Raw genomic sequence first — 23,541 nt, 5'->3', positions numbered from 1 at the left:
GCACGCATGAGCACGACTGCCGAGGTCGGGTATGCCGACCTGTTCAAACAGGACCGTACTCATCCGCACTGGGCCTATCACTACGCCCAGCGCCTGATCGAACGGCACGGTCCGCAGCGGCGGGTGGTGATCCAGACCAGCATGTCGCCCAGCGGATGGTTCCACGTCGGCAACTTCCGAGACACCGCCTGCGCATATCTGGTCCATCGGGCGCTGCGACGCCTTGGCCGGGATTCGCTGATCCTGCTCAGCTTCGACGACTACGACCCCATCCGGCCCAGCCAGGCCGCTCGCGATCCCGAGCTGGCCGGGTACGGCGCACGCCCGCTGGGCGCCGCCACCGAGCGCAGCACGCGGATCTGCCGCCGCTACGTCGCGGAGCTGAAGCGGATGGGCATCTGCCCGCCGGAGGCCGACGCCGACGGGCGTACCCCGGCGGAGTCCGACTGGCAGACCCACTACCAGCACGAACGCTACCTCGCCGGCACCTACCTACCGCTGCAGCGCCGCTACCTGCGCGGCGCCGGCAAGCTCGGCAAGCTCCTCGGGCAGGCGCCCGAGCACCTGTTCAGCGTCTACTGCGAGCAGTGCGGCCGGGGCGGCACGCGTACGCTCAAGCTCCGCCGCGACGGGGTGCGCTACGCCTGCGACTCCTGCGGCGCCCTCTCCACCACCCAGCGCGTCGAACTCGTCAAGCCCGCGTGGACGCTCGACTGGACGCTGCGGGTCACGCACGAGCGCATCGACTGCGAGCCCGCGGGCCAGGACCACTGCAGTGCGGGCAGCACGATGGACCGCACCCGCGCCATCTACCGCGAGTACCTGCGCGCGCACCAGCCGGTGATCGTGCCCTACGGCCTGGTCCGTCAGTCCGCCGACGCCGGCAAGGTGTCGGGGTCGCGCGGCGGCGGGATGACGCTCGGGGACCTCATGCGGGTGATGCCGGGGCGGCTGATCCTCTTCCTGTACGGCAGGCCCAACTGCCTGTCCGACTTCCGGATCGGCTTGGACTTCGCCCCGTTCGTCGCCGTCTACGACGCCTACGACCGTTTCCTGGCCCGGGTGCGGTCGGGCGAGCGGCGGGCCGCGGCGCTGCATGACCTCATCGCCGGCGAGAACGACGAAACCGGCCCGTTGCCGGGGATGCGGCGGGTGCTCGGGCTGCTCCAGTCGTACTGCTACGACGCGGACCGCGTCATCGCCCTGCTGGGGCCGGCCGCCGGCGAGCGGGTCCGGCACGCCGGCGCCTGGCTGGGCGGCCACGACGACTGCTGGATCGACCGGACGGTCGAGGATGTGCCCGGGAGCCTGCTCGTCGATGGTGACCTGCCGGGGCGGTGGACGCGGGCCACGTACCGGACCCTCTACCTGACCTTGTTCGGCACCGAGTCGGGGCCGCCGCTGCGGCGGCTGACGGAGGTCTTCGGGCGGGACGAGCTCGTCGCCGCCGTGCGCGCCCACGCCGACCGCGGCGAGCGCCCTCTGCGTGACCGGGTGCTGGCCCAGCTCAGGCCGGGTGATGGCGATGCAGGTTGAGATCATCGACCCCACGGCCCAGTCGATACCCGCGGACTGGGAGCTCTTCCGCAAGCAGGAGGGTCTGATCGCGGCTTGGCAGGCGGACGCGCTCACCGCGGTCGCCTGGTGCTCCACCCGGCCGATCCGGCTGGGGATCGTCCGCGATGGCGGCCAGGTGGCGGCCGTGTTCAGCGGCGAGGTGATCGGGCTGACGCCGCGCAGGGGCAGGTACGCCGAGCCTGGCGCGCTGCCGCGGGCCGGCTGGTTCAACTGCCGCATGCTCATCGGCTTCACCAGTGGTTTCGTGTTCGCCGCCGAGTTACCGGAGCGGGACAGGGCCGTCGTGCTGGCCGCGTTCGAGAAGGCGCTGCGGCGCCGGCTGGGCCGCGGTTGCCTGGGCATCGTCTACCGGCAGGTCACCGACGACATGCTGCCGGTGGTGGCGCGCCGTCACCGGCCCCGCGTCAGGACCGCGCCCAACACGCTGCTGCGCAACCGCTGGCCCGACATGGAGGCGTACTTCGCGGACCTGCCGCGGGACCGGCGGCGCCGGCTGCGCCGGATCCACGAGGAGGCCGCCGAGGGCACGCGACCGCTGACCGGCGCGGGAGAGATCGACCCGGTGCAGGCCGCGGCGCTGGCCGAGGCCACGCTGCACAAACACGGGAGCTCCGACGCGCCTCTGCCCGCGCGCTACTTCCACGTCCTCTGCGGCGAGGAGGGCGTGCGGTACTTCGGGCACCTGGACGGGGACCGGCTGATCTCCTTCGATCTGGCCTTCGACGACGGAAGGCGGCTGGTCACCACGGTGACCGGCGCGCTGGAGATACGCGACGGCGGACGTCGCAACCTCTACTTCGACCTGTATTTACGCGAGATCGACTACATGATCGAGCACCGCCGCGAGGGTTGTGAGTTCGGCAAGGGGATGGCCGAGCTCAAGCAGCGGTTCGGGTGCGAGCTGATTCCCCAGACGGCCGTGCCGGCCGCGTGGTGACCGTCCGCTATTTCGAAAGGCAAACGACCATGGAGTTCCAACCTGCGCTCGACGCGCATCTGAAGGCGATCGAGGCACGTGACCTGGAGGGGTATCTGGCGACCGTCCACCAGGACGCCACACTCATCCTGCCGAACGGCAAGCTGCTGCGGGGCACGGAGGAGATTGCCAAATACCACACCGCCTGGTTCTCCGACCCCGACTGGTCGCTGCGGGCCGAGACCGTGCGGGTGGAATCGGCCGGGGACGGCGCCTTCGCGCTGCTGTCGGTGGTGTACGACGACCTGGACCCGGAGGGCAAGCCGTACCAGAAGGTCTACTACCTGACCCTGTACTTCGTCCGGGCCGGCGAGCGGTGGCTGCTCATCCACGACCAGAACACCTTCTGCTGACATGATTGGACGGGCATTCTCCCAGCGGGCCTGGGAACGGGGCTACCGCACCGCGGTGGCGCGGGCGTTCGGCACCGTGCCGCACTACCGCGAGATGTGGGCCGAGGCGGGCGCGCGGAAGCAGGAGCCGGCGCCGACGCCGGCTACCCGGCTGGAGGCGCTGCTGGGCCGGCTGCATCCGCTGGGCGCGCCCTACGATCGCCGCCGGGAGGAGCCCCCCTGGATCGGCGAGCCGGCCGAGTTGCTGGAGGCGCTGCGGCTGACCGGTGCCTACCGGGGCGAGCGGCCGCTGTTCGAGGTGCGCGGGGCGCTGCTGGACTGGCGGCGGCTCGGCCGGGCGCGCTACCACGTGTTGCTCGACGCGGACGCCGAGGTCGCCGATCCCGGGGTGCGGGAGGCCGGGCTGCGCGCCTTCCGCGCCGAGCCGGAGCCCGCCCTGCTGGGTGACCCCGGCCAGCTCACAGACTCGCCCGAGCATCCGGGCCGGCCCCGCCGGTTCCTGCGCATTCCCCTGGCCGGCCTGGACGCGCACGGTCATGTGCTGCACGACCGGCTCCTCGGTTATCTCGGCGGCCATCACCGGGGCTGCCGGCGGATCCACCTGAACTGGCGGCGCGTCCACGTCCGCGAGACTCCGGAGGGACCGCTGTTCACCCTGCTGCGGCGGCGCCGGCCGACCTTGGTGGGCATCAGCGTGCCCGGCATCGCGCCCCTCGCCGTGGAGCTCTGCCGCGAGCACGGCACCCCCGTGCTGACCGCGTCCCGGACGGCTTCGTGAGCGGGTCCACCTTCAGCCTCGCGCCCGTCGCCTACCACCTGGCCGGGATCCGCCGCAGAGAACGGCTCGGCCACACCGAGCAGCGGCGGGTCCAGGACCGGCGGCTGCGCGAGCTCGTCCGGCACGCCTACGCCAACGTCCCTCACTACCGGCGCGCGTTCGCCCGCGCCCGGGTCGAGGGGCTGCGCGACGCGGGCGACCTGGCCGGTTTTCCGGTGCTGGACCGTACGGACCTGCACCGAGCGGGCGCCGGCCTGCTCGCGGCCGGGTACACGGAAGCCGGCACTCGTGCGGCCACGACCAGCGGCTCCTCCGGCGTCCCGGTCACCGTCCGCAGCTCGGAACGCGACCTGGGCTACCTGCGCGCCACCTATCTGCAGGACCTGGTGGCCGGCGGGCTGCGTCCCACCGACAGGATCGCCTATTTCCGGGTCAACCCCTTCCTGCGTCACCCGCTCGAACGTGTGGGGGTGCTGCGGAACTTCCACATCGGCACCGACCGGCCGCTGGACGATCAGGTGGCGGCGTTCCTGGCGGCCAGGCCCACATTCCTCATCGGGTTCCCCAACGTCATCGCCAGCGTGGTGGACGAGCTGCGGCGCCGCGGCATCGCGTACGACGGTGTCAGGTCGGTGCTGTTCAGCGGCGAGCGGCTCACCCCGGCCGTCCGCGCGCACGTCCTGGACTACTTCGGCGCGCGGCACCACGAGGTGTACGCCTGCGTCGAGGCGTTCACCATCGCCCGCGCCTGCCCGCGCGGCAACCTGCACCTGCGCACCTCCGACCTGGTCGTCGAGGTCGAGCACGAGGACGGCTCGGTCTCGGTCGAGCACGGCCTGGGTGAGATCCTGCTCACCCGCCTGCGCGGCCGTGCCATGCCCCTCATCCGCTACCGGCTCGGCGACCGGGTGCACATCGTCCCGGACGACTGCCGCTGCACGCGGGACGCCACGCCCATCGTGCGCGAGGTGCTGGGCCGCAGCCAGGACCGCATCGCCGGGCACGACGGCCGCCGCTACTACGGGGACTTCCTCACCTACGTCGTGCAGGACTTCCCCGAGGTGACCCGGATGCAGGTGCTCCAGCGCCGGCCGGGAGCCGTCGAGGTGGTGATCGTGCCCGTCACGGGCGCCCGCGACGGGCTCGCCGGCGACGTCGCGCGGGCGCTGCGCCACAGGTCGCCGGGCCTGGACGTCATCGTGCGGACGGCCACCCGGATCACCCCAGAAGCCAACGGAAAGATCAAAATCATCAAAGTGCTCGAAGATCGTGCGCTTGCAGATGATCAGTCCGCTCCACAGAAAGGTCACGTGTCACATGTCGCTGAAAGAAACGATCGACCAGCGCATCACCGAGCACCTGAAGACCACCTACACCGATGATCACGCCGTCCGCAAGCTCTCGCAGCACTTCCGCCGCGAGGGCTATGTGAAGCTGCCCGGCCTGGTCCCGCAGTCGCTGTTCACCGAGGCATCCGACGAGGTTCACCGCCTGCTCGACCTGCACGAGAAGCGGATCGACATTCACCTGGCCGAGACCGGCAACTCCCCGCGCTACATGAGCACGATCAGCCAGCAGGCGATCGCCAAGGACAGTGAGCTGATCCCGGCGATCTACGAGTCGGAGGCGCTCATGGGCTTCCTGAGCCGGCTGGCGGCGCAGCCGGTCGTCCCGTGCCCCTGGGACGAGGAGAAGTACATCGCCATCCGCCAGCACAAGCAGGGTGACACGCACGGCTGGCACTGGGGCGACTTCAGCTTCACCGTGATCTGGATCATCGAGGCCCCGGAGGCCAAGTACGGCGGCCAGCTCCAGACCGTCCCGCACACCGACTGGAACAAGCAGGACCCGCGCGTGGAGGAGTACCTCCAGGCCCACCCGATCAAGACCTGGGGCCACGCCACCGGCGACCTGTATTTCCTGCGCTCCGACACCACCCTGCACCGCACGATCCCGCTGAACGCCGACAGGACCCGCATCATCCTCAACACCTGCTGGGGCAGCGAGTCGGACGCGAAGAAGGAAGCCAGCCACGAGACCATGCACGCGATGTTCGACTGACAGATGACCGACCTCATCCATAAGACAGGGGCGCATGCGGGCACGAAGGACGCCCGCATGCCGCCCCCCGGCATCACCGCGATGATCCCGTGCTACAACGAGATCGACTGCGTCGAGCGCGCCTACCGGGAGATCCAGACGGAGCTCTGCGCCTATGACAACGTCGAGCTGCTGTTCATAGACGACGGCAGCACCGACGGCACTCTCGACGCGATCAAAGGCTTCGCCGCCGCCGATCCCCACGTGAAGTACGTCTCCTTCGCCAGGAACTTCGGGCTGGAGGCGGCCTTCTCCGCCGGGTTCAAGTACGCCTCCAAGGCGTGGACCGTGCAGTTCGACGCGGACCTGCAGTCGCCCCCGCACGAGATGCACCGGCTCGTGGCCAAGGCGCTGGAGGGCTACGACGTGGTCTTCGCCGTGCGCGAGAACCGCCAGGACCCCTGGTACCGCAAGCTCGGCACATGGGCGCACCAGACGATCGCCCGGCGCTGGCTCGGCATCGAGCTGCCGCAGGGTGCGTCGGTGTTCCGCATCGTGCGGACCAGCGTGGCGCGCAAGGTGGTGGACAGCCGGCTGTCGACGCCGTACTTCATTGCCACCGCCCCGCTGATCGGCGCCCGCTACACCACGCTGCCCACCGAGCACCACCCGCGGGTGGACGGCGTCGGCAAGTGGAATCTGCGCAAGCTGTTCCCGCACGCCATCGAGCTGTTCGTCGGTTTCTCGTTCCGTCCGCTGGCCTGGCTGATCGGCCTGGCCGTCGCCGCTGTGGCCGGGGGCGCGGTGATCTCCGTGCTGGCGCTGGCCGGGCAGCTCAGCCAGCTCGCGGTCGGCCTGGCCGCCCTGGTCACCTCCCTGGTCACGCTCATGCTGCTCACCATGGTCGCGCGTTACCTCGTACGGGTGATGCGCGTGCAAGCGATCGGCGTGCCGCGTTACCAGATCCGGGAGGCCAACATCCCGATCCGGGCGGATGAGGCCCTGTACGGCCATGAAACCCCCTATGTAGTCGCCGAGGTCTGGGAGAACGTCAGTTGAGAAACCTCATCGTGCTCGGCGGAGGTGAGGACCAGCTCCCCGCCTACCGCGAGGGCCGCAGGCTCGGCTACCGGGTGATCGGCGTGGACCAGCGCCCCGACGCGCTCGGCAAGGCCGAAGCCGACCAGTTCCTCTGCATGACCAGCAGGGATCCGGAAGGGATCGCCCGCGCCCTGGGCCCCATCAATGTCGCGGCCGTCATCTCCCCGGCCAGTGACGCGGCCCAGGAGGCGGTGGCCGAGCTGAGCCGGATCTACCGCACCCCGCACCAGACCGCGCCCGGCGCGCTGCGGTGCACCGTCGACAAGGGCTTCTTCAGGCAGGTGATCGACCGGCTGGGGCTGCCCGCGTACCGGTACGCGCAGGCCGACGACGTCGAGGAGCTGACCAGGGCAGCGGCGGATCTGGGCTACCCCCTGATCGTCAAGCCGGCCGACTCGTCGGGAAGCAAGGGCATCACCGTGCTCGACGGGCCGGCCGACCTGCCGGGCGCGATCGAGCACGCCCGCAAGAACTCCTTCTCCCGCCAGGTGATCCTGGAGCAGCTGATCGAGGGCAGCCACGGCGCGGTGGAGTCGTTCTTCGCCGACGGGCAGCTGGCGTTCATGGCCGTCACCGACCGCGTCATCACCGGCCGGCCTGCGATGATCAGCCTGGCCCATGTCGTGCCGGCCGCCCTCGACCCGTCGGTGTACGCGCGGCTGACCGAGGCGGTCACCGCCATCTGCGCCGAGGTCGGGCACCGGCAGGGCCCGGTCAACTTCGACTTCGTGCTCACCCCCGGCGGCGACCTGTGCTTCATCGAGATGGGCGCCAGGTTGGGCGGCAACGGCATGCCGCTGATGGTGCGGCACGCCTTCGGGCTGAACACGGTCGAGGCGGCCATCCGGCTGGCCCTGGGCGAACCGCTGACCGTCGACGTCGCCCTCCGGCGAACCGCCGCGCTGCGCATCCTGACCGCCGAGGCCGACGGTGTGCTCACGGCCGTCGAAGGGCTCGACGAGCTGCGGCGCATGCCCGAGGTGGTGGACGTACAGGTGTTCAAGGCGCCGGGCGACCACGTACGCGCCTACACGCAGGCCGGGCACAAGCTCGGCTACCTGGTCCTGGTCGCCGACACGCGGGACCTGCTGGAAGAGGCGCTCGACCGGGCCCTGCGCACTCTCCGATTCGAGATCGAGCCCGATGCGAAAGGTAGTTCATGTTCCCCCCCAAGCCCCTCGGCTTCCTGATATTCGCGGCGCTGGCAGTCGCCTCCGCGGCATTCGTCTGGTTCGGCCTGCCCCATGATCGGGAGGTGGAGTCGCTGGGCATCTTCCTGGTGAAGCTGCTGCCGTTCGTCTTCGCCACCGAGGCCGTGGCCAGGCTCGACGTGGAGTGGGCCAAACGGCTCAGAGTCGTGCTGGTGCTGGTGCCGGCCGCGTTCCTGCTGTATTTCCTGTACTTCGTGCCGAAGATCTTCTTCTTCGGCGGCGTGGAGTCCGGCACCGCCGAGGCGTTCTACGGGCTGTATTACCACGTCCTGACGGTGACGCCGTTCCTCATCCTGGCCATGGTGGTCGCCTACCGGCTGGGGGGCGGCACGGCGTCGCTGGTGCGCAGGCTGTCGTACGGGATGTTGCTGCTGATGTTGTCGGGCCTGGAGGATCTGGCCTTCCTCACCGTCAACGACCACACCGACCCGGCCTACGCCACCATCCCCGAGGTGTGGGACTGGGCCTCGCACATGACCGTGTTCCTCGGGCACCCGCCCACCAAGATCGAGGCGTACATGTTCATCCTGGTGCACGTGGTGCTCGCGCTGGCGGTGTTCTTCAGCCCGCAGCGCTGGTGGGACGCGCTCAAGGTGCGGTTCGTGCGGACGCGGACGGAGAGCGCGTAGCGATGCTGGTACGCGAGGCGGCGTACGTGCCGCTCACCATCGCGCGCCAGTACGGCGGCGTGGCCGGGCTGCGCCGCCGCCAGCTTCGCGGGGTCAACCGGCTGCTGGAGCTGGCCTGTACCCGGGTGCCGTACTACCGCGACGACCCCCGCTACGCGCGGGGGCCGCTGCTCGGCCTGGCCGACCTGGCCGAGCTGCCGGTCCTGGACAAGCAGGTGCTGCGCGAGCAGCCGCTGGAACGCATGCTCGCCGACGGCGTGGACCCGCAGCAGTGCCTGTCGTTCCAGACCAGCGGCAGCACCGGGCGGCGCGTCAGAATCCTGCACGACCAGGACAGCCACGATTACCACATGGCGGCCTGCGTGCGCAGATTCCTGGCCACCGGCCGCTATCTGCCCACCGACCGGCTCAGCCACATCCGGCCGTTCGCGCCACCCGCCCGCATGTTCGAGCGGTTCGGCCTTTTCCGGCGCCAGGTGATCCTCTCGCACCGTCCCATGGCGGAGATCAAGGCGGAGTTGCTGGCCAACCGGCCCAAGGTGCTGATCGGCTACCCGGTCCACCTGCGGGCCCTGCTGCGGGAGCTCACTCCGGCTGAGCTGGCACGGCTGCGGCGCACGCTGCGGATCGTGATGACCGAGTCGGAGCTGCTGCTGCCCGAACATCGCACCACGTTCGCCAGTCAGTTCGCGGCGCCGGTCTTCGACGAGTACTCGGCGTTCGAGGTGCTCAACGTGACCTACGACTGCCGCCACGGCCGCGCCCACCTCGGCGAGGATCGCGTCTACTGCGAGATCGTGGACGAGCGCGGCCGGCCGGTGCCGGACGGCGAGCAGGGCCAGGTGGTGGTCACCGCGTTCCTGGAGCGGGCCATGCCGCTGCTGCGCTACAGCCTGGGCGACATCGGCCGCATCGAGCCGGGCAGATGCCCTTGCGGACGCCGCTTCCGCACCCTGCGCCTGACCGCAGGACGCAGCAACGACTACGTCACCCTGCCCTCCGGGGAACGGCTCTACCCGGACGCGTTCCTGCACCTGGCCGCCACCCATCCGGGCATCAGCGAGTGCTTCGTCCACCAGGAGGCCGGCGGCCTGGTGCGCCTGCACATCGTGCCGAGCGACGACACGGCCAGCGAGCAGGTGTTCACGACCGCGCGCGAGAAGCTTTTCACGCTCGCGGGCGGGGAGTTTCCGCTGGAGGTGGTACGGGCGGACTCGGTGCGGATCACCCAGGGCGGCAAGGGCCGGTTCGTCACCTCCGACCTCGTCGGGCCCTCCGCATGAGACGCCCCTCGGCGGCCACGGTCAAGCGGCTGGCAGCGCTGGTCGGCGGGCGGGCGGCCTTCCGTGCGACACTGCTGCTGGCCAACCTGGCACTGCTGGCCGCCTGGGGACAGCCGGAGTACGCGGGATACGCGCAGGCCATGGGCAGCGCGGCCGTCCTGTCCGCGATCGCCGCCACCGGGATCGAGAAGTGCGCGCTCAAGCTGATCCCCCGGCTGCGTCACACCGTGCCCATGCTCGTCGGCATCTTCGTGACGCTCGCCGGAGCGCTGCTCGTGGTGGCGCTCGCCGTTCTGGGCGGCATGCTGGCGCTCGGCAGCGGCGGACCGTGGCCGCTGGTCACGCTCGCCGGGCTGAGCAGCATCTGCCTGGGGCTCAACCAGGTGCTGCTCGGCCTGGCCAGGGCCATCGGCAAGCCGGGCCGCGACGTGGCCAACCACCTCGTGCTGTCGGCGGCGCTGGCCTGCTGGACGGGGGCGGCGCTGCTGCTGGGAATCACGCCGGTGACGTTCCTGGCGTTGTACGCCGGCACACTGGCCGTGCTCAACCTGGCGCTGCTGGCCGGGATGCGGCCCGACTTCGGTGGGCTGCGCCGTGGCACCCTCACGAGGGTCGCCGTCGGCACGTCGCTGCGGATGGCCGTGCCCGACCTGGCGGGCGGGCTGACGATGAGCCTGATGTTCCTGGCGCTGTCCGTGGCGGGCGCGCAGGCGGAGAGCACCGGGCTCTACATGGCGGCCACCGCCTCCTCGATCCTGCTCAACGCCTTCTCCTACCTGCTGCGCATCCTGCAGCCGGAGGTGTCCAGGGCGCTGCACCAGCGGGACCTGAGCACGGCCTATGAGCGGATGTCGCACTGGTTGCGGCTGCTCATGCTGGCCGGCACGCCGTACGTGCTGGTCGCGCTGGCGGTCACGCTGGCCATGTTGCGGCCGTACGGGGACGTGGGGGTGGTGATCCTGTACGTCGCCTGCGTCCCGGTCATCTTCGCCGTCGGCAGCGCCAACTACCTGATGGAGAACGCCACCCGCCAGGCACTCAACGCCACCGCCGCCGGAGCGGCCGTGGCGCTGGCGGTGGTCGGGGCGCTGGCCCTGGTCGTCGTGCCCTGGACGGGGGCGCTCGGGGCGGTGGCCCTGATCGCGTTCGGTGAACTGATCCACGCCGGGGCGATCCTGCGCTGGCTGCGACCGCGAACCCGTCAACTCATGGGGGTGTAGAGATGGGTGCCGAAAGTTCTCGTGAGAAAACCGGCCCGCCCGGCAGAACCGGCCCGTCCGAGAACGCCGATCCACTCAGGGAGACCGATCCACTCAAGGGAACCGATCCGCTCAAGGGAACCGATCCGCTCAGGGAGACCGAGCAGCGGCTGCTGCCCGCGCCCGCGCGCGGCCTGATCCTCGCCCTCGTGCTGACCGGTGCCGCCGCGGCGCTGACCCTGGTCGTGTTCAGCGGCGGCATGGACGGCTCCCAGCAGGTGGCGGCGCACGCGGGCAGCAACCAGGCGACGCCGGCCGAGTTCGCGCTGAGGCTCTTCGTCGCGGTAGGCCTGATCAGCGGGCTGGCCTCGCTCGGCGGCATGCTGGCCCGCCGGCTCGGCCAGCCGACCGTGGTGGGCCAGATGGTGGCCGGGCTGCTGCTGGGACCGTCCGCCCTGGGCGCGCTGGCGCCCGGCGCGATGGAACTGATCATACCGGCCTGGGTCGCGCCCGACCTGAACCTGATCGCCCAGGCCTCCTTGGCGATCTTCATGTTCACCGTGGGCATGGAGTTCGACCCTCAGGTGCTCGGCCGTCAGCGGAGCGTGATCGGGGCGGCCAGCCTGGCCATGATGGCGGTGCCGTTCGCGCTCGGCGCCGTTGCGGCGATCCCCTTCACCGCCACGATGGCCGGGCCGTCGGCCGGGACCACCGCGTACGTGCTGTTCATCGGCACGGCGCTCAGCGTGACCGCCTTCCCCGTGCTCGCCAGGATCGTGCAGGAGTCGGGGTTGTCCGGCACCAGGCTGGGCTCGCTCGCCATGGTCTGCGCGGGTGTGGCAGACGTACTGGCCTGGTGCGCGCTGGCCGTGGTGCTGGCGATCACCCAGGCGCGCAGCCCGGCCGGGGTGATGACCGCGGTCGCGCTGACCGCCGGGCTCGTGCTGGTTCTGCTGCTCGTCCTGCGTCCGGCACTGCGCGCCCTCGCCGCCCGCCACGGGCGAACCGGGCTGCCCATGCCCGCCGGCCTGGCAATCGTCCTCGGGCTGATCTTCGCGCTGGCCGCGGCCACGGACGCCATCGGCGTACACGCGATCTTCGGCGCCTTCCTGGCCGGAATCGTGCTGCCGCGCGGCACCGCCGCGCTCGGCACCGTCCCCGAGCGCCTCGGGACGCTCAACCGGGCCATGCTGCTGCCGGTGTTCTTCGCCTCGATCGGGCTGCAGACCGACATCCGGCTGGCTCTCGGCCATCCGTCCGTGCTGATCGGCGGGGTGGTGCTGCTCGTGGTCGCCGTGCTCGGCAAGCTCGGCACCGCCTCCGTGGTCGCGCTCGCCGGAGGCATGCCCGGCCGGCTCGCGCTCGGTCTCGGCGTGCTCATGAACGCCCGCGGAGTCACCGAGATCGTCGTGCTCAGCACCGGTCTGAGCGCCGGCGTCATCAGCGACGGCGCCTTCTCCATGCTCGTGGTGATGGCGCTGGTCACCACCGTCATGGCCGTGCCCGCGCTGCGCGCGCTCAAGCTCTTCCACCCCGCCGGGGCGGCCTCCGGGCCCACGCCCCACCACGCCATCACCACCAGCGGAAAGGACCGACTTTCATGACCTCCACCTCACTCGTCACCGGGGGCGCCGGGTTCATCGGCTCCCACGTGGCGGCCGACCTGCTGCGTGCCGGGCATCGGGTCGTCGTGCTCGACGACCTGTCGGGCGGGGACGCGGCCAACGTGCCCGACGGCGCCGTCTTCCACGAGGGCAGCGTGTGCGATCCGGAGACGGTGGACGGGCTGTTCGGCGCCTACCGCTTCGACTACGTCTTCCACCTGGCCGCGTACGCCGCAGAAGGGCTCAGCCACTTCATCAAGCGCTACAACTACACCAACAACGTGATCGGCAGCGTGAACCTGGTCAACGCCTCGGTCAACGCCGGGTCCGTGCGGTGCTTCGTCTTCACCTCCTCCATCGCCGTATACGGCCACGCCAGCCCGCCCATGACCGAGGAGCTGACGCCGTCGCCCGTGGACCCGTACGGCATCGCGAAGTTCGCCGTCGAGCAGGAGTTGAAGGTCAGCCACGAGATGTTCGGGCTGCCGTACATCATCTTCCGGCCGCACAACGTCTACGGCGAACGGCAGAACATCGGCGACCGCTACCGCAACGTCATCGGGATCTTCATGAACCAGATCCTCCGAGGCGAGGAGTGCACCGTCTTCGGCGACGGCGAACAGACCCGGGCATTCAGCCACATCGACGACGTGGCTCTGCCGATCGCCCGTTCGATCGCCAACTCGCGCGCCTACGGAGAGGTCTTCAACATCGGCGGCGACACGCCGTACACCGTGAACGAGCTGGCCCAGGCGGTGGCGGTGGCGATGGGCGCACCACTGCGAGTGCGGCATCTCGAGGCCAGGCACGAGGTGGTGCACGCCTTCTCCGCGCATGACAAGGCCAGGCAGATCCTGGGGGTCGGCGCGGACTCGGTGCCGCTGGCCGAAGGGCTGGCGCAGATGGCCGCCTGGGCCAGGAAGCAGGGGCCGCAGGAGCCGTCGGTCTTCTCGGGGATCGAGGTCAGTCGCAACATGCCGCCCTCCTGGCAGGCTCTGGTCCGGTAGCCCGTCTTCGGTGGCGGCGCGGTGACCGGCGGGCTCGCGCCGCGGCTGGCCAGCCCGGCGGCGCTGCGCACTTGTGGGGAGGCGGGCAGCTCGTACAGGAGTGATGCCAAGGTGGGCGGCAGGCCGTCCTCCACCGAACCGGCGAAGTCCTGATCGCTGCGGATAGCCTCAGCGGCCCGTTTCTTCAGCGCTTCTGGGTCGGCGGGCAGCGCCTCGATCTCCTTCAGGGTCAGGGGCATGGCACTCCAGTAGAGCTTCTGCTCCCCCTTGAGCCGAGTGAACGTGCCGTCCCCGGGCGAGGTCGAGTAGACGCCGCCGTCCTTTCTCATCTCCCATTCGGTCGGCGAGCCGTCCCGGCGCCATGCCTCCACATCCAGGGGGCGTGCGGCCGGCTGCCTGCGGCCGATCCAGCCTCGGCCATTCTTGGCCACCGTCACCACATCCAGCACCGGCGGCTGTGCCGGCGGCGCGCGGCGATCTGCGCGCGGATCTCCTCGATCCGCCGGCGGGCAGCGGCTTCGCGCCGTGCCGGTTCCTCGAGCAACGAGCTCATCGTCACCACCGCCTCACGGGTCTGCACAGGAAAAGGCGGTTCCCGGATCAAACAGTCATGTCTACAAAGCCCAGCCCAGGCACTGTCGGGTAGCGGCGGCACGTTGCCGTGCCGCCGCCCCCTCAGAGGGCGGTCTGTGGGCTTATGCCCCTGATGTCATAGTGTGATTGAGTGAATCTGTAGCGTTATGCCTAGCTGGTGGGCGTGGACGTGTTGAGATAGCCAGGTGAGTGAACGCAAGCCGTACGCGACGGACTTATCCGATGAGCGGTGGGCCCTGATCGAGCCGGTGATCACGGCGTGGAAGGCCGCCCACCCCTCGGTCAGCGGCCACCAGGGCAACTACCAGATGCGCGAGATCGTTAACGCGCTGCTGTACCAGAGCCGGACCGGCTGCCAGTGGAGCTTGCTGCCCCATGACCTGCCGCCGCGCAGCGCGGTCATGTACTACTACACCGCCTGGCGTAAGGACGGCACCGACCAGGCTATCCACGACCTGCTGCGCTTCCAGGTGCGGGAAAAGCAGGGGCGATTAGCTGACCCGAGCCTGGTGGTGCTCGACACCCAGAGCGTGCGCGCCGCGGCCGGAGTGCCCGCCACCACGACCGGCCGGGACGCGGCCAATTATCTGGGGCTGGATGTTATGCCGGGCCGGGTGGATCAGTGCTGGCTGTGGGTGGTGCGACCGGTGAATTGACCTCATAACGCCGGGAAGTTCACCGTCTCCTTCATCGAGAGGCTGTCGATGGAGGTGATGACGATGGTCAAGGCTGCGACGGACGGCCGCTACCCGGTCAACGTGTCGGGACCGTTGGCAGGGCTGGTGCACGAGTTTCGGCTGGAGCTGATCCGTCGGGGGTTCGCGGAGCGGACCGCTGACGGGCACGCGTATGTGCTGGCGCATCTGAGCCGCTGGCTGGAGCAGGAAGGAGCGGTTCCCACCGAGCTGGGCGTCGATCGGATCGCCGCGTTTGTCGCGGCCCGGCGGGCCGGCGGCTGTCGCCGGTGGCGGACGGTTCGTTCGCTGCAGCCGATGCTGGGCTATCTGCGCGGGCTTGGGCTGGTCCCGGCCGGGGAAGCGCACTCCGTGGGCCCGATCGATGCGGTGCTGGAGAGATATCGCCGCTGGCTGGAGCGTGAGCGTCGGCTTGGCGAGCAGACGGTGAGTTTGCGCATGGACTGGGCCGTCAAGTTCCTGAGCACGCAGGTCGAAGGCGGACGGCTGGAACTGGACCGGATCGGGCCGCAGGCGGTGACGGCGTTCGTGCTGGAGATGTCGCAGCACTACGCGACCGGCTCGATGAAGCCGTTGACCTCGGGTCTGCGCTCGTTGCTGCGGTTCTTGTTCGCGGCAGGCGACCTCGACCGTGATCTGTCGCCGGTGGTGCCGTCGGTTGCCGGCTGGCAGCTGAGCGGGATTCCGGTCGGCGCGGATGACGAGGCGGTCACCACACTGCTGGCGTCGTGCGACCAGTCGACGGCGGCCGGGCGGCGGGATTTCGCGATTCTGCTGCTGATGGCCATGCTGGGGCTGCGGGCGGTGGAGGTCGCACGGCTGCGCCTGGAAGACATCGACTGGCGCGGCGGTGAGCTGACGGTTCGGGGCAAGGGCGGACGCATCGACCGGATGCCGCTTCCGTCCGACGTCGGCGGCGCCCTGGCCATGGGCATCACGACCGTGAAGGCGCACGTCTCCAGCATCCTCACCAAGCTCGGCATGGACAACCGTACCCAGATCGCGATCCTCGCCCACGACGCGGGTCTGACCTGACCAACTGGAGCGAAGCAAGCGCCGGCATCGCTCATCTCGGCTTGGCCGCGTGCGTACAACCGTCAGTGGTGGCCTGTGGCCCGTCCGGTTGGGGCATCGTGGGCCGGTGCCGGGAGGAGTTCGCCCCGCAGGCGGGCGAGGCCGAGGTCGAGCAAGGTCAGGTGGCGGTGGACGAAGCCGTCGGAGACGTCGTCAGCGGTGGCGGTCCAGATGGCGATCGCCACGCCGATGATCGCTCCGGACATGGTGAGCACGTCGACGTCGTCCGCGGAACGTCCTGAGTGGGCCGCCAGAGCGGTCGCGAGCAACGGGATCGCCTGGGCCATGTGGCCGGGCACCCTGGCCCGGAGTTCGGGCACGCGGCGCAGCAACTCCTCACGCCGGCGGTTGAGCGACAGCCCCGCCTCCGACGCCTCATCGAACAACCGCTGGATCGAGAGCCTGAGCGAGTCGATGGGGTGGCCGCTCGCGGGCAGCCTCTTCATGGCCTGGACGACCAGGAGGTCGCCGACATCGTGCAGGACGATGTCGGCCTTCGTCGGGAAATAGCGGAAGAAGGTCGCCCGGGACACGTCGACCGCGTCGACGATCTCCTCGACGGTGGTGGCCTCGTAGCCCTGCTCGTCGAACAGGCGCAGAGCCTCCCGCTGGATCGCGGATTTGGTCTTGGCCTTCTTCCGGGCACGCAGGGATGCCTCCGGCCCGCCGGTGCTCATGTCTGTTCCTCTTCGGTCGGCTGCGGCCCGGCGTCCTGGAATCGTCCGGACATCTGGCGCAGCATATCCAGCCGTCCGGCCTGCCCCATGGTCATTCCCCACAGCTGGTGGGCGGCGTGGAAACCCAAGTCGTCGACAAATGCCTGCTTCCACGGCCGCGAGGCGATGGCGTGCGTCAACCGACGCGCCGCCCGCGGGCGCTGCATGATCATCTCAGCGATCTCCCAGGCGCGAGGCAGTAGCTGCTCTCGTGGCAGCACCTCGTTGACCAGCCCCAGCTCCAGTGCCGTTCGGCCGTCGATCTTGGCTCCGGTGTACATGTAGTACGACGCCCGCTTGATGCCGATGGTCCGCTGCAGGGTGAGTCCCATCCCGTCCCCTGGCACGCCGCCGCCGAGGAAGTGCGGGTCGAAGAAGTCGGCGTCCTCGACGCACAGGGTGATGTCGCACGCGGTCGCGAACTCGCAGTGTGTGCCCGGCCCGTTGACCGCCGCGATGGTCGGTATGTCCACCGAAAAGATCAGATTCTCCAGAAGTTTGGCCATGTCGTAGTACATCTTGAGCTGGCTGTCGCCGGACCACTGTGCGAACGGCGTGTGCCACAGCTCGCCCGGGTCTCCGGTGTGCCACCGCTCGCCCGTCCCGGTGATGATGAGCACCTCGTTCTCCGGGTCGCTGCCCACTTCCAGCCACGCCTGCCCCCATGCGTTGTGACCCGCCCAGCTGTGCCGGAACGGCCCACCGTCGGTGTGCATGCGTAGCTCGATGATCCCGTCCTTGCGGGTCATGGCGAAGAAGTCCTCGTACTTCCTGGCGTAGTCCTCGAACTGCGCCGGGCTGACTCGCCCGTCCCACTGCGACAAAGTCTCAGGCATCCGTGCTTCCCCTTCTTGCGGCGCCTCACTCAAATGAGACGTGTATAAATTGATACTAGTCTCACAAGGAGTGTGGATGGCAACAGAACTTCTCGACCTCGTACGTGACCTCATGCAATCGCCCTGGATCTACGTGATCCTCTTCGTGGTCACCGCCCTGGACGCCGTCCTGCCGCTGGTTCCCAGCGAAAGCGTCGTGATAGTCGTCGGGGCCTATGCCGCGGGTGGCGAACCTCACCTGATCGCCGCCATCGCGGCCATCGCCCTGGGTGCGCTGGCGGGCGACTACGTTTCCTACTGGATCGGCCGCACGATAGGCGCGGGGATGTATCGCCGGATGAAACCCGGTACCCGCCGCCGCGCCGCTATGGACCGGGCGGCCCAGGCGCTGGAGCGGCGCGGCGGCGTCATCCTCATCCTCACTCGCTTCCTGCCCGGGCTCAGGAACGTCACCACCCTGACCGCCGGCGCCGTCGGCTTCCCGCAACGTCCCTTCGTCTTCTACAAGGCGCTCGCCGCCCTCGTCTCGGCCCCGATCGGTATCCTGCTCGGCTACCTGGGCGGCCTGGCGGCACAAGACAACCCGATCATGGGCGTGGCGATCGGACTCGGCCTGGCGATCGTCATCAGCCTCGTACTGGAGAAGCTCCGCGCCCGGAACCGGGCACTGCGCACCGTTCCAGCCGACGAACAGGATGAAGGCCGGAAAGAGGAGCATTGAGGACGCGGCCGCCAGCAGAATGGGCTCGTGCTGCTCGGCGGCGTCGAACATGCTCCCCATGTCGCCTCCTGGCAGAGCGACCACCTGGACGATCCGGAGGCGCTGCCGAAGGAGACCGAACGCCTGGCCGCGCTTCAGGGGCCGCTGCCGATGCCCGACCGGTTCGTGGTTATCGCCCCGAACCCATCGCGGTGGAGTTCTGGGCCGCGGCCTCGATACCCCAGATCCGATCAAATCGGAATGGTCAACGCCGGGCAATCACGCCGTCGGTTGCTCGATGGTTGCTCTTCGGCTAACGGCACCCCGAAACACCAAGCGACATTTCTGTACGGAGCGACGCGTTGGGCACCTTGCGTAGCATCCGCCACAAGAGCCACTGACTCTTATACCACCCGGTAACAGAGGCCGTTTTCAGGGTGACCGCTCACGCGACTGGGCCGCCTTCTCGGCGTCATGCTCCTGCTGCCTCTGCATGCCGTACGGTCACCCTGAGCCGTGCATTCTGCCGCTCGGACGCTTGCCGCTGCAGCTCTTCAATGCGTTCCAGAGACTCGTACGCGCGTTCCACATCCTCGTCATCCACCGAACCGGCGCCCCAGTTATAGGGCTTGCGCAGCTCCTTCTCCAACTGATGGACAACCTTCGCATGTTCCCGGTGCAACAGCTCCAGCAGGGAATCCCCGCAGGCGAGAGCCGCACCAGGATCGGATGTTCCGAAGAGGCGGAAGACCGTTGAACGGCCCGCTCGGAGCGCGCTGAGCCGGTAGCACACGAACCACTGATGTGCCCCGAACACAGCAGGGGGGATGACAGCGAGTGGCATCAGATCGGGGTCCACGGCCCGGAGCCGCAGTTCGATGTCGGCCATGCTGTTCGGCATGGCCGCCGGACTTCCCCGGTCGGGCGGGACGGCCAGCTTCCACGGCTGATACGTGCAGCTGATCGTCTGGCCGAGCTGTTTCAGCCCGCCGCCATCGGCGATGACGAAGAGCTCCTCGGGGAATGTGACGCCATAGCATTCCCGTAGCACGTCGCGTGGGCAGAGCCCGATCTCGTAGAGCGCCCGTGCCAGCCGGGCCATCGACGTGTAGTCGTCGGGTGAGGCTGCGGCCCGCAGCCGGTCCACGGCATCCGAGCTCATCGCCGCCCCCCAACTCGCCACCGTACGTCCCTCGTGATCTTCATCCTCGCACAGGCGGAACTCTGCCAGAGACAGGTGAGTCGTGCGGTGGCCACCATTCTCCTGCACCTGCTCGACAACCTCCTGCAGGCGCTTGCCCTCTGCCTGCTCGAGAGAAGCGGTCAAGGGGCCGAAGTCCGACGCCGACCCGCGCCGGCGGCGGCAGGTCGATGGAAGCGCCGACCCTGTGGTGCGGGCAGGCTGGGCTGCCTCGATTCCCGTCGGACCCGGAGATGCCCTCGTGCAGAGCGTCGTGATCGTCGTGGTGGTGGTCTTCTTTCTCGGGATGGGCGGGTACGGGCTGGCCGCGCCGGCCTCGCTGATCAGGCCGTTCTGGATGACCGCCGCCTCGGCCGAGGCGCGCAGCGAGGTGCCGGCCACCCTCGGCTGATCGGCGGCCGGGGTTCACAGGCAGCGGATCGTCAGGCCCTGGCGCGGGGGTCAGAGAGATTTGGAACGGAATCCGGCGTTAACGGAGTTCTCCCAGGTCAGTGAGCCCCTGCCGTTGCGGTCTTTGGGACGTAATTGCTGCCGGATTCTGTTCCATCGCACAGACGGATGGCGTGATAAATGTTCATGGTGTGGGAGGTCGGCCCCGGTCTCGATGGGTGAAGGTGCGGCGGATGGCTGGTGCCGTTCTGGGACGATCTGTTACATGACGCGTGGTGATGGTGGTGGGTGTGGTCCCCCCGGGCGAATGGGACATCGTGGCGACCGATGATCGGCTGGTGGAGGGGCTGGATGCGGGCGGGAACCCTTCTAGGCGCAGGGCACCCGAAGCTATGGCGAGCCACAAAGTAAGCGGTGAGCTGCCTTGCAGATTCGTGCGTGGTTGTTTCGAGTGGGTCGATTCCCGGTTACCTGAACCCTCAGATTCATGAGTGGCAATCATGGGCGATCGCCGAGGTCCGCGCGTATACCTCGGGGCCCCGCCCGTGCGTACTGCGCTGGGTGCGCCAGCGTGCGAGCGGTGAGCGATCACGAACAGTTCTCGTGAGCACGCGGCTGCCTGATGCCGGAAGGAGTTCGCCGCCCTTGTTCGAAGTGCATGACGGCCAGGCTGAGCAACGGGACCAGTGTGATCGCTGCGAAGAACGCCCCCACGATCGCGGGTCCTTGGAGCCCGAGTGAGGAGTCGAGCGCGACGCTGGCCAGGGCAGAGCTGACGGCGATTCCGACGTTGAAGGAGGAAGCGCTGAAGGCGGTGGCCAGGGTAGGTGCGTCTTTCGCGAACTTCACGGCCAGCGAGATCGCAACGGGGTTGACGGCGAACCCGGTCAGGGCTGCGATGCTGATGAACGCCACAGCGGGCACGGCGTACCTGGAGAAAACGACCAGGAGTACCAGGGCCAGGGTGGTGACCGTGGCGGCGCCCACGGCGGTGCGGTAGGGTAGGTGTCTCCGAAGCGTCCACCGAAGGTGACACCGAGCAGTGCTCCGGCTCCGAAGATGATGAGCACCACGGGGATGAGCGCGCCGGCACGCCGGCGCGCTCGGTTTGCAGCGGAGTGATGAAGGTGTAGGCGCCCAGGACTCCGCCCATGATTCCTGCGGAGGCGGCCAGCGCGAGCCACAGGCGGCCGGATCGCAGTGCCGCGAACTCGCGACGCAGCGAGGTGCTCCCGGCGCGGTCTTCGTCCTGGGAAACCTGACGGGCGATGACCACGGCGGCCAGGAGAGCGAGCACGGTCAGTGCCCAGAACGGTCCACGCCAGCCCCCGACCTGACCCAGGAAGGCGCCCAACGGTACGCCCGCGATGTTGGCCAGGGTACCTCCACCGACGACGATGCCGAGAGCTTTGGCGCGTGCTTGGACACCGGCTGCCTGGGTTGCCACCCCCATAGCCACCGCCCAGAACGCGCCGGTCGCGACCGCTGCCATCAGCCGCGCCATCAGTGCGACGGTGAAGACGGAGGTGAGCGCGATGAGCAGGTGCCCTGCGGCGAAGACGATGAGTGCGAGAACGAGCGTCAGCCGCCGGGGGAGGCGGATGGTCAGGATCGCCATCGCAGGCGCCCCGATGATCATTCCTATCGCGAAGAGGGTGATGAACAGGCCGGCTTGGGCATCGGTGATGTCGAGGTCGGCGGAGATCTCCGGGAGGAGTGCGCGATCCTGGTGGTTAATTCCGGAGGGTCGGAGTGCGCCCGTCGGCTTGTTTGTGGATCATGGTGCTGCGTCAGTCCTATGGTGTCTGCCGGTTGGAGGGAGTGCGTGGTGTCGGTGCAGCCGCGGCCTTGGCCGGAGCCGTCCGCGGAGGTTGCTGCCGCGATCAAGGCGATGTACGGGCGTGGGCGGGAGGTCCCGCTCGCGGTGCGGGTCCGTGACCAACTCGGGGAACTGTTTGCCGACTCCGAGTTCGCGGTCGCGTTCGGGCAGCGCGGTAGACCAGGCTGGTCCCCGGGCCGGCTGGCGCTGGTGACGGTCCTGCAGAAGGTGGAGAACCTGACCGATCGCCAAGCCGCCGACCAGGTACGGGAGAATCTGGCATGGAAGTATGCGCTCGGGCTGGAACTGGCTGATCCCGGCTTTGACCACACGGTGTTATCGGAGTTCCGTACCCGGGTGGTGGAGCACCGCTTGGAGGAACGGGCGCTGGATCTGCTGCTGGCCGCGCTGGTCGAGGAGGGCCTGCTGGCGGGCGGGGGCAAGCAGCGCACCGATTCCACGCACATTGTCTCCGCGGTACGGGATCTCAATCGCCTGGAGTTGGCCGGGGAGTCCGTGCGCGCGGCGCTGGAAGCGCTGTCCGCTACGGCGCCGGACTGGGTGGCCCAGGTCATCGATGTGCCGTCATGGAGCCGCCGGTACTCCCAGCGGATCGACACCTGGCGTCTGCCGACCTCCAAGACCAAGAAGGACCGGCGGCTCGCGCTCGACTACGCCAGGGACGGGTACGCGCTCCTTGCAGCGGTGTACGCGCCGGCTTCTCCCGCCCGGCTGTGTGAGGTGCCCGCGGTGCAGATCCTGCGACGGGTGTTGCTGCAGAACTACACCCGGACGGTCACCGCGAGCGGCCGGGAGGTGATCAAACGGCGGGAGAAGGAGTCAGACGGCGGGGACGGTCTCCCGCCCGGCCATCTGCGCTTGACCTCCCCTTACGACACCGATGCCCGCTGGTCGGCCAAGCGCGACACCTTCTGGAACGGGTTCAAGCTCCACATCAGTGAGACCTGCCAGGCCGCCGGCCCGGCCGCAGACCGCCACCGCGCTGAGCGCCCCAACCTGATCACCAATGTCGCGACCACGCCTTCCACGCTGCCCGACAGCAAAGCGCTGGAAGGCATCCATCGCGCACTGGCCGCACGCGGCCTGACCCCGCACGAGCATTACCTGGACTCGGGCTACCCCAGCGCCGAACTGATCGTCGGGTCGGTGAAGACCTACGGCATCGCTTTGATCACTCCGGTCCTGCTGGACACCTCCCGCCAGGCCAAGGCCAAGCAGGGCTTCGCCGCCCACGACTTCGCCATCGACTGGAACGCCGAACAGGCGACCTGCCCGGCCGGCAAGACCAGCGTCACCTGGAACCCCGTCGCGCAAGAAGGCGTCCCCAAAACCGTGGTCTCCTTCGCCGCCGCCGACTGCATCCCCTGCCCGGTCCGCGAGCAGTGCACCACCTCCCGCCACCGCCGGCAGCTCTCCCTACATCCACAGGAGATGACCGAGGCACTACGCGCCTCCCGCGCCCAGCAGCAAACCCAGGACTGGAACACCGACTACGCGCTACGGGCCGGAGTGGAAGGCACCATCCGCCAAGCCACCGACGTCACCGGACTACGCCGCGCCCGCTACCGCGGCATCACCAAAACCCACCTCGACCACGCCTTCAGCGCCGTCGCCCTCAACCTGATCCGCCTCAACGCCTGGTGGAACGACCACCCACTCGACCGCACCAGAACAAGCCACCTCGCCCGCCTCGGACTCTCCCTGGCAGCCTGACAATTAACCACCAGGATCGCGCA

Annotated in this window: 22 protein-coding genes and 1 pseudogene; 18 read left to right on the top strand and 5 right to left on the bottom strand. The window is 69.1% G+C overall.

All coding sequences use genetic code 11. The annotated features are described in order from the left end of the window. The first annotated feature begins 6 nt into the window (after positions 1–6). The 15 genes from AB0I81_RS17670 to AB0I81_RS17600 all read left to right on the top strand — a co-directional run bounded on the left by AB0I81_RS17670 (position 7) and on the right by AB0I81_RS17600 (position 16,083). Positions 7–1,536 carry a hypothetical protein gene (locus AB0I81_RS17670; protein ID WP_360657470.1) on the top strand — a complete coding sequence of 510 codons (1,530 nt, stop codon included), beginning with the start codon at positions 7–9 and terminating at the stop codon, positions 1,534–1,536. After that, entirely contained in the window at positions 1,526–2,515 is a 990-nt protein-coding gene (locus AB0I81_RS17665) for a hypothetical protein (RefSeq protein ID WP_360657467.1), read from the top strand. The genes AB0I81_RS17670 and AB0I81_RS17665 overlap by 11 nt, the downstream gene beginning before the upstream one ends. Positions 2,516–2,544: 29 nt before the next feature. Further along, the gene (locus AB0I81_RS17660) at positions 2,545–2,907 is read left to right on the top strand and encodes an SgcJ/EcaC family oxidoreductase (protein ID WP_360657464.1); all 363 of its coding nucleotides are present in this window, start codon (positions 2,545–2,547) and stop codon (positions 2,905–2,907) included. A gap of 1 nt (position 2,908) precedes the next feature. After that, on the top strand, positions 2,909–3,685 hold the full coding sequence (locus tag AB0I81_RS17655; protein ID WP_360657461.1) for a hypothetical protein: 777 nt from the start codon (positions 2,909–2,911) through the stop codon (positions 3,683–3,685). Continuing rightward, positions 3,682–5,067 carry a hypothetical protein gene (locus tag AB0I81_RS17650; RefSeq protein ID WP_360657458.1) on the top strand — a complete coding sequence of 462 codons (1,386 nt, stop codon included), beginning with the start codon at positions 3,682–3,684 and terminating at the stop codon, positions 5,065–5,067. Before AB0I81_RS17655 ends, AB0I81_RS17650 begins: the two co-directional genes overlap by 4 nt. Continuing rightward, on the top strand, positions 5,003–5,746 hold the full coding sequence (locus AB0I81_RS17645) for a hypothetical protein (RefSeq protein WP_360657455.1): 744 nt from the start codon (positions 5,003–5,005) through the stop codon (positions 5,744–5,746). The genes AB0I81_RS17650 and AB0I81_RS17645 overlap by 65 nt, the downstream gene beginning before the upstream one ends. 57 nt (positions 5,747–5,803) lie before the next feature. Continuing rightward, positions 5,804–6,784, top strand: a complete 981-nt coding sequence (locus tag AB0I81_RS17640; RefSeq protein WP_360657452.1) for a glycosyltransferase family 2 protein — start codon at positions 5,804–5,806, stop codon at positions 6,782–6,784. Further along, a complete protein-coding gene (locus AB0I81_RS17635; RefSeq protein WP_360657449.1) occupies positions 6,781–8,016 on the top strand; it encodes an ATP-grasp domain-containing protein in 1,236 nt (411 codons plus the stop codon). Before AB0I81_RS17640 ends, AB0I81_RS17635 begins: the two co-directional genes overlap by 4 nt. Continuing rightward, the gene (locus tag AB0I81_RS17630) at positions 7,986–8,666 is read left to right on the top strand and encodes a hypothetical protein (RefSeq protein ID WP_360657446.1); all 681 of its coding nucleotides are present in this window, start codon (positions 7,986–7,988) and stop codon (positions 8,664–8,666) included. Before AB0I81_RS17635 ends, AB0I81_RS17630 begins: the two co-directional genes overlap by 31 nt. Positions 8,667–8,668: 2 nt before the next feature. Beyond that, positions 8,669–9,949, top strand: coding sequence for an AMP-binding protein (locus tag AB0I81_RS17625; RefSeq protein ID WP_360657443.1), 1,281 nt, complete (start codon positions 8,669–8,671; stop codon positions 9,947–9,949). Next, positions 9,946–11,169 carry a hypothetical protein gene (locus AB0I81_RS17620; protein WP_360657440.1) on the top strand — a complete coding sequence of 408 codons (1,224 nt, stop codon included), beginning with the start codon at positions 9,946–9,948 and terminating at the stop codon, positions 11,167–11,169. The genes AB0I81_RS17625 and AB0I81_RS17620 overlap by 4 nt, the downstream gene beginning before the upstream one ends. 2 nt (positions 11,170–11,171) lie before the next feature. Then, a complete protein-coding gene (locus tag AB0I81_RS17615; protein WP_360657437.1) occupies positions 11,172–12,752 on the top strand; it encodes a cation:proton antiporter in 1,581 nt (526 codons plus the stop codon). Continuing rightward, the gene (locus tag AB0I81_RS17610) at positions 12,749–13,759 is read left to right on the top strand and encodes an NAD-dependent epimerase/dehydratase family protein (protein ID WP_360657434.1); all 1,011 of its coding nucleotides are present in this window, start codon (positions 12,749–12,751) and stop codon (positions 13,757–13,759) included. The genes AB0I81_RS17615 and AB0I81_RS17610 overlap by 4 nt, the downstream gene beginning before the upstream one ends. A gap of 779 nt (positions 13,760–14,538) precedes the next feature. Then, a complete protein-coding gene (locus AB0I81_RS17605; RefSeq protein WP_360657431.1) occupies positions 14,539–15,009 on the top strand; it encodes a transposase in 471 nt (156 codons plus the stop codon). A gap of 48 nt (positions 15,010–15,057) precedes the next feature. Further along, entirely contained in the window at positions 15,058–16,083 is a 1,026-nt protein-coding gene (locus AB0I81_RS17600; RefSeq protein ID WP_360657428.1) for a tyrosine-type recombinase/integrase, read from the top strand. A 62-nt stretch (positions 16,084–16,145) separates the two neighbouring features. Here the strand turns inward: AB0I81_RS17600 and AB0I81_RS17595 are convergent, their stop codons facing one another. Further along, the gene (locus tag AB0I81_RS17595) at positions 16,146–16,799 is read right to left on the bottom strand and encodes a TetR family transcriptional regulator (protein ID WP_360657425.1); all 654 of its coding nucleotides are present in this window, start codon (positions 16,797–16,799) and stop codon (positions 16,146–16,148) included. Further along, on the bottom strand, positions 16,796–17,674 hold the full coding sequence (locus AB0I81_RS17590) for an enoyl-CoA hydratase/isomerase family protein (protein WP_360657422.1): 879 nt from the start codon (positions 17,672–17,674) through the stop codon (positions 16,796–16,798). The genes AB0I81_RS17595 and AB0I81_RS17590 overlap by 4 nt, the downstream gene beginning before the upstream one ends. 76 nt (positions 17,675–17,750) lie before the next feature. Here AB0I81_RS17590 and AB0I81_RS17585 point away from each other — a divergent pair, with 76 nt between their 5' ends. Further along, positions 17,751–18,395: a VTT domain-containing protein gene (locus AB0I81_RS17585; RefSeq protein WP_360658599.1), complete on the top strand. Its 645-nt coding sequence runs from the start codon at positions 17,751–17,753 to the stop codon at positions 18,393–18,395. A gap of 451 nt (positions 18,396–18,846) precedes the next feature. Here AB0I81_RS17585 and AB0I81_RS17580 read toward each other — a convergent pair whose 3' ends face one another. Further along, positions 18,847–19,701 (bottom strand): hypothetical protein, encoded by an 855-nt coding sequence (locus AB0I81_RS17580; protein WP_360657419.1) that lies wholly within the window; start codon positions 19,699–19,701, stop codon positions 18,847–18,849. A gap of 115 nt (positions 19,702–19,816) precedes the next feature. Here AB0I81_RS17580 and AB0I81_RS17575 point away from each other — a divergent pair, with 115 nt between their 5' ends. Next, positions 19,817–19,966, top strand: coding sequence for a hypothetical protein (locus AB0I81_RS17575; protein WP_360657416.1), 150 nt, complete (start codon positions 19,817–19,819; stop codon positions 19,964–19,966). A 587-nt stretch (positions 19,967–20,553) separates the two neighbouring features. Here AB0I81_RS17575 and AB0I81_RS17570 read toward each other — a convergent pair. Both AB0I81_RS17570 and AB0I81_RS17565 read right to left on the bottom strand, forming a co-directional pair. Then, positions 20,554–20,952, bottom strand: a complete 399-nt coding sequence (locus AB0I81_RS17570; protein ID WP_360657413.1) for a hypothetical protein — start codon at positions 20,950–20,952, stop codon at positions 20,554–20,556. A 112-nt stretch (positions 20,953–21,064) separates the two neighbouring features. After that, positions 21,065–21,670: pseudogene (locus tag AB0I81_RS17565) on the bottom strand (MFS transporter); the annotation flags it as partial. 123 nt (positions 21,671–21,793) lie between these two features. Here AB0I81_RS17565 and AB0I81_RS17560 point away from each other — a divergent pair. Further along, positions 21,794–23,518, top strand: a complete 1,725-nt coding sequence (locus AB0I81_RS17560; RefSeq protein WP_360657410.1) for an IS1182 family transposase — start codon at positions 21,794–21,796, stop codon at positions 23,516–23,518. Positions 23,519–23,541: the final 23 nt, after the last annotated feature.

It is taken from the genome of Nonomuraea sp. NPDC050404 (genome assembly GCF_040655495.1).
In the GTDB taxonomy this organism is placed as follows: domain Bacteria; phylum Actinomycetota; class Actinomycetes; order Streptosporangiales; family Streptosporangiaceae; genus Nonomuraea.
This window is presented reverse-complemented; position numbering and strand designations above follow the sequence as displayed.

Coding starts and splice junctions, on each gene's coding strand:
- AB0I81_RS17625 (WP_360657443.1), top strand. CDS start 8,669: ATGCTGGTACGCGAGGCGGCGTACGTGCCGCTCACCATCGCGCGCCAG.
- AB0I81_RS17615 (WP_360657437.1), top strand. CDS start 11,172: ATGGGTGCCGAAAGTTCTCGTGAGAAAACCGGCCCGCCCGGCAGAACC.
- AB0I81_RS17645 (WP_360657455.1), top strand. CDS start 5,003: ATGTCGCTGAAAGAAACGATCGACCAGCGCATCACCGAGCACCTGAAG.
- AB0I81_RS17590 (WP_360657422.1), bottom strand. CDS start 17,674: ATGCCTGAGACTTTGTCGCAGTGGGACGGGCGAGTCAGCCCGGCGCAG.
- AB0I81_RS17660 (WP_360657464.1), top strand. CDS start 2,545: ATGGAGTTCCAACCTGCGCTCGACGCGCATCTGAAGGCGATCGAGGCA.
- AB0I81_RS17610 (WP_360657434.1), top strand. CDS start 12,749: ATGACCTCCACCTCACTCGTCACCGGGGGCGCCGGGTTCATCGGCTCC.
- AB0I81_RS17665 (WP_360657467.1), top strand. CDS start 1,526: ATGCAGGTTGAGATCATCGACCCCACGGCCCAGTCGATACCCGCGGAC.
- AB0I81_RS17630 (WP_360657446.1), top strand. CDS start 7,986: ATGTTCCCCCCCAAGCCCCTCGGCTTCCTGATATTCGCGGCGCTGGCA.
- AB0I81_RS17595 (WP_360657425.1), bottom strand. CDS start 16,799: ATGAGCACCGGCGGGCCGGAGGCATCCCTGCGTGCCCGGAAGAAGGCC.
- AB0I81_RS17655 (WP_360657461.1), top strand. CDS start 2,909: ATGATTGGACGGGCATTCTCCCAGCGGGCCTGGGAACGGGGCTACCGC.
- AB0I81_RS17620 (WP_360657440.1), top strand. CDS start 9,946: ATGAGACGCCCCTCGGCGGCCACGGTCAAGCGGCTGGCAGCGCTGGTC.
- AB0I81_RS17600 (WP_360657428.1), top strand. CDS start 15,058: ATGGAGGTGATGACGATGGTCAAGGCTGCGACGGACGGCCGCTACCCG.
- AB0I81_RS17585 (WP_360658599.1), top strand. CDS start 17,751: ATGGCAACAGAACTTCTCGACCTCGTACGTGACCTCATGCAATCGCCC.
- AB0I81_RS17640 (WP_360657452.1), top strand. CDS start 5,804: ATGCCGCCCCCCGGCATCACCGCGATGATCCCGTGCTACAACGAGATC.
- AB0I81_RS17670 (WP_360657470.1), top strand. CDS start 7: ATGAGCACGACTGCCGAGGTCGGGTATGCCGACCTGTTCAAACAGGAC.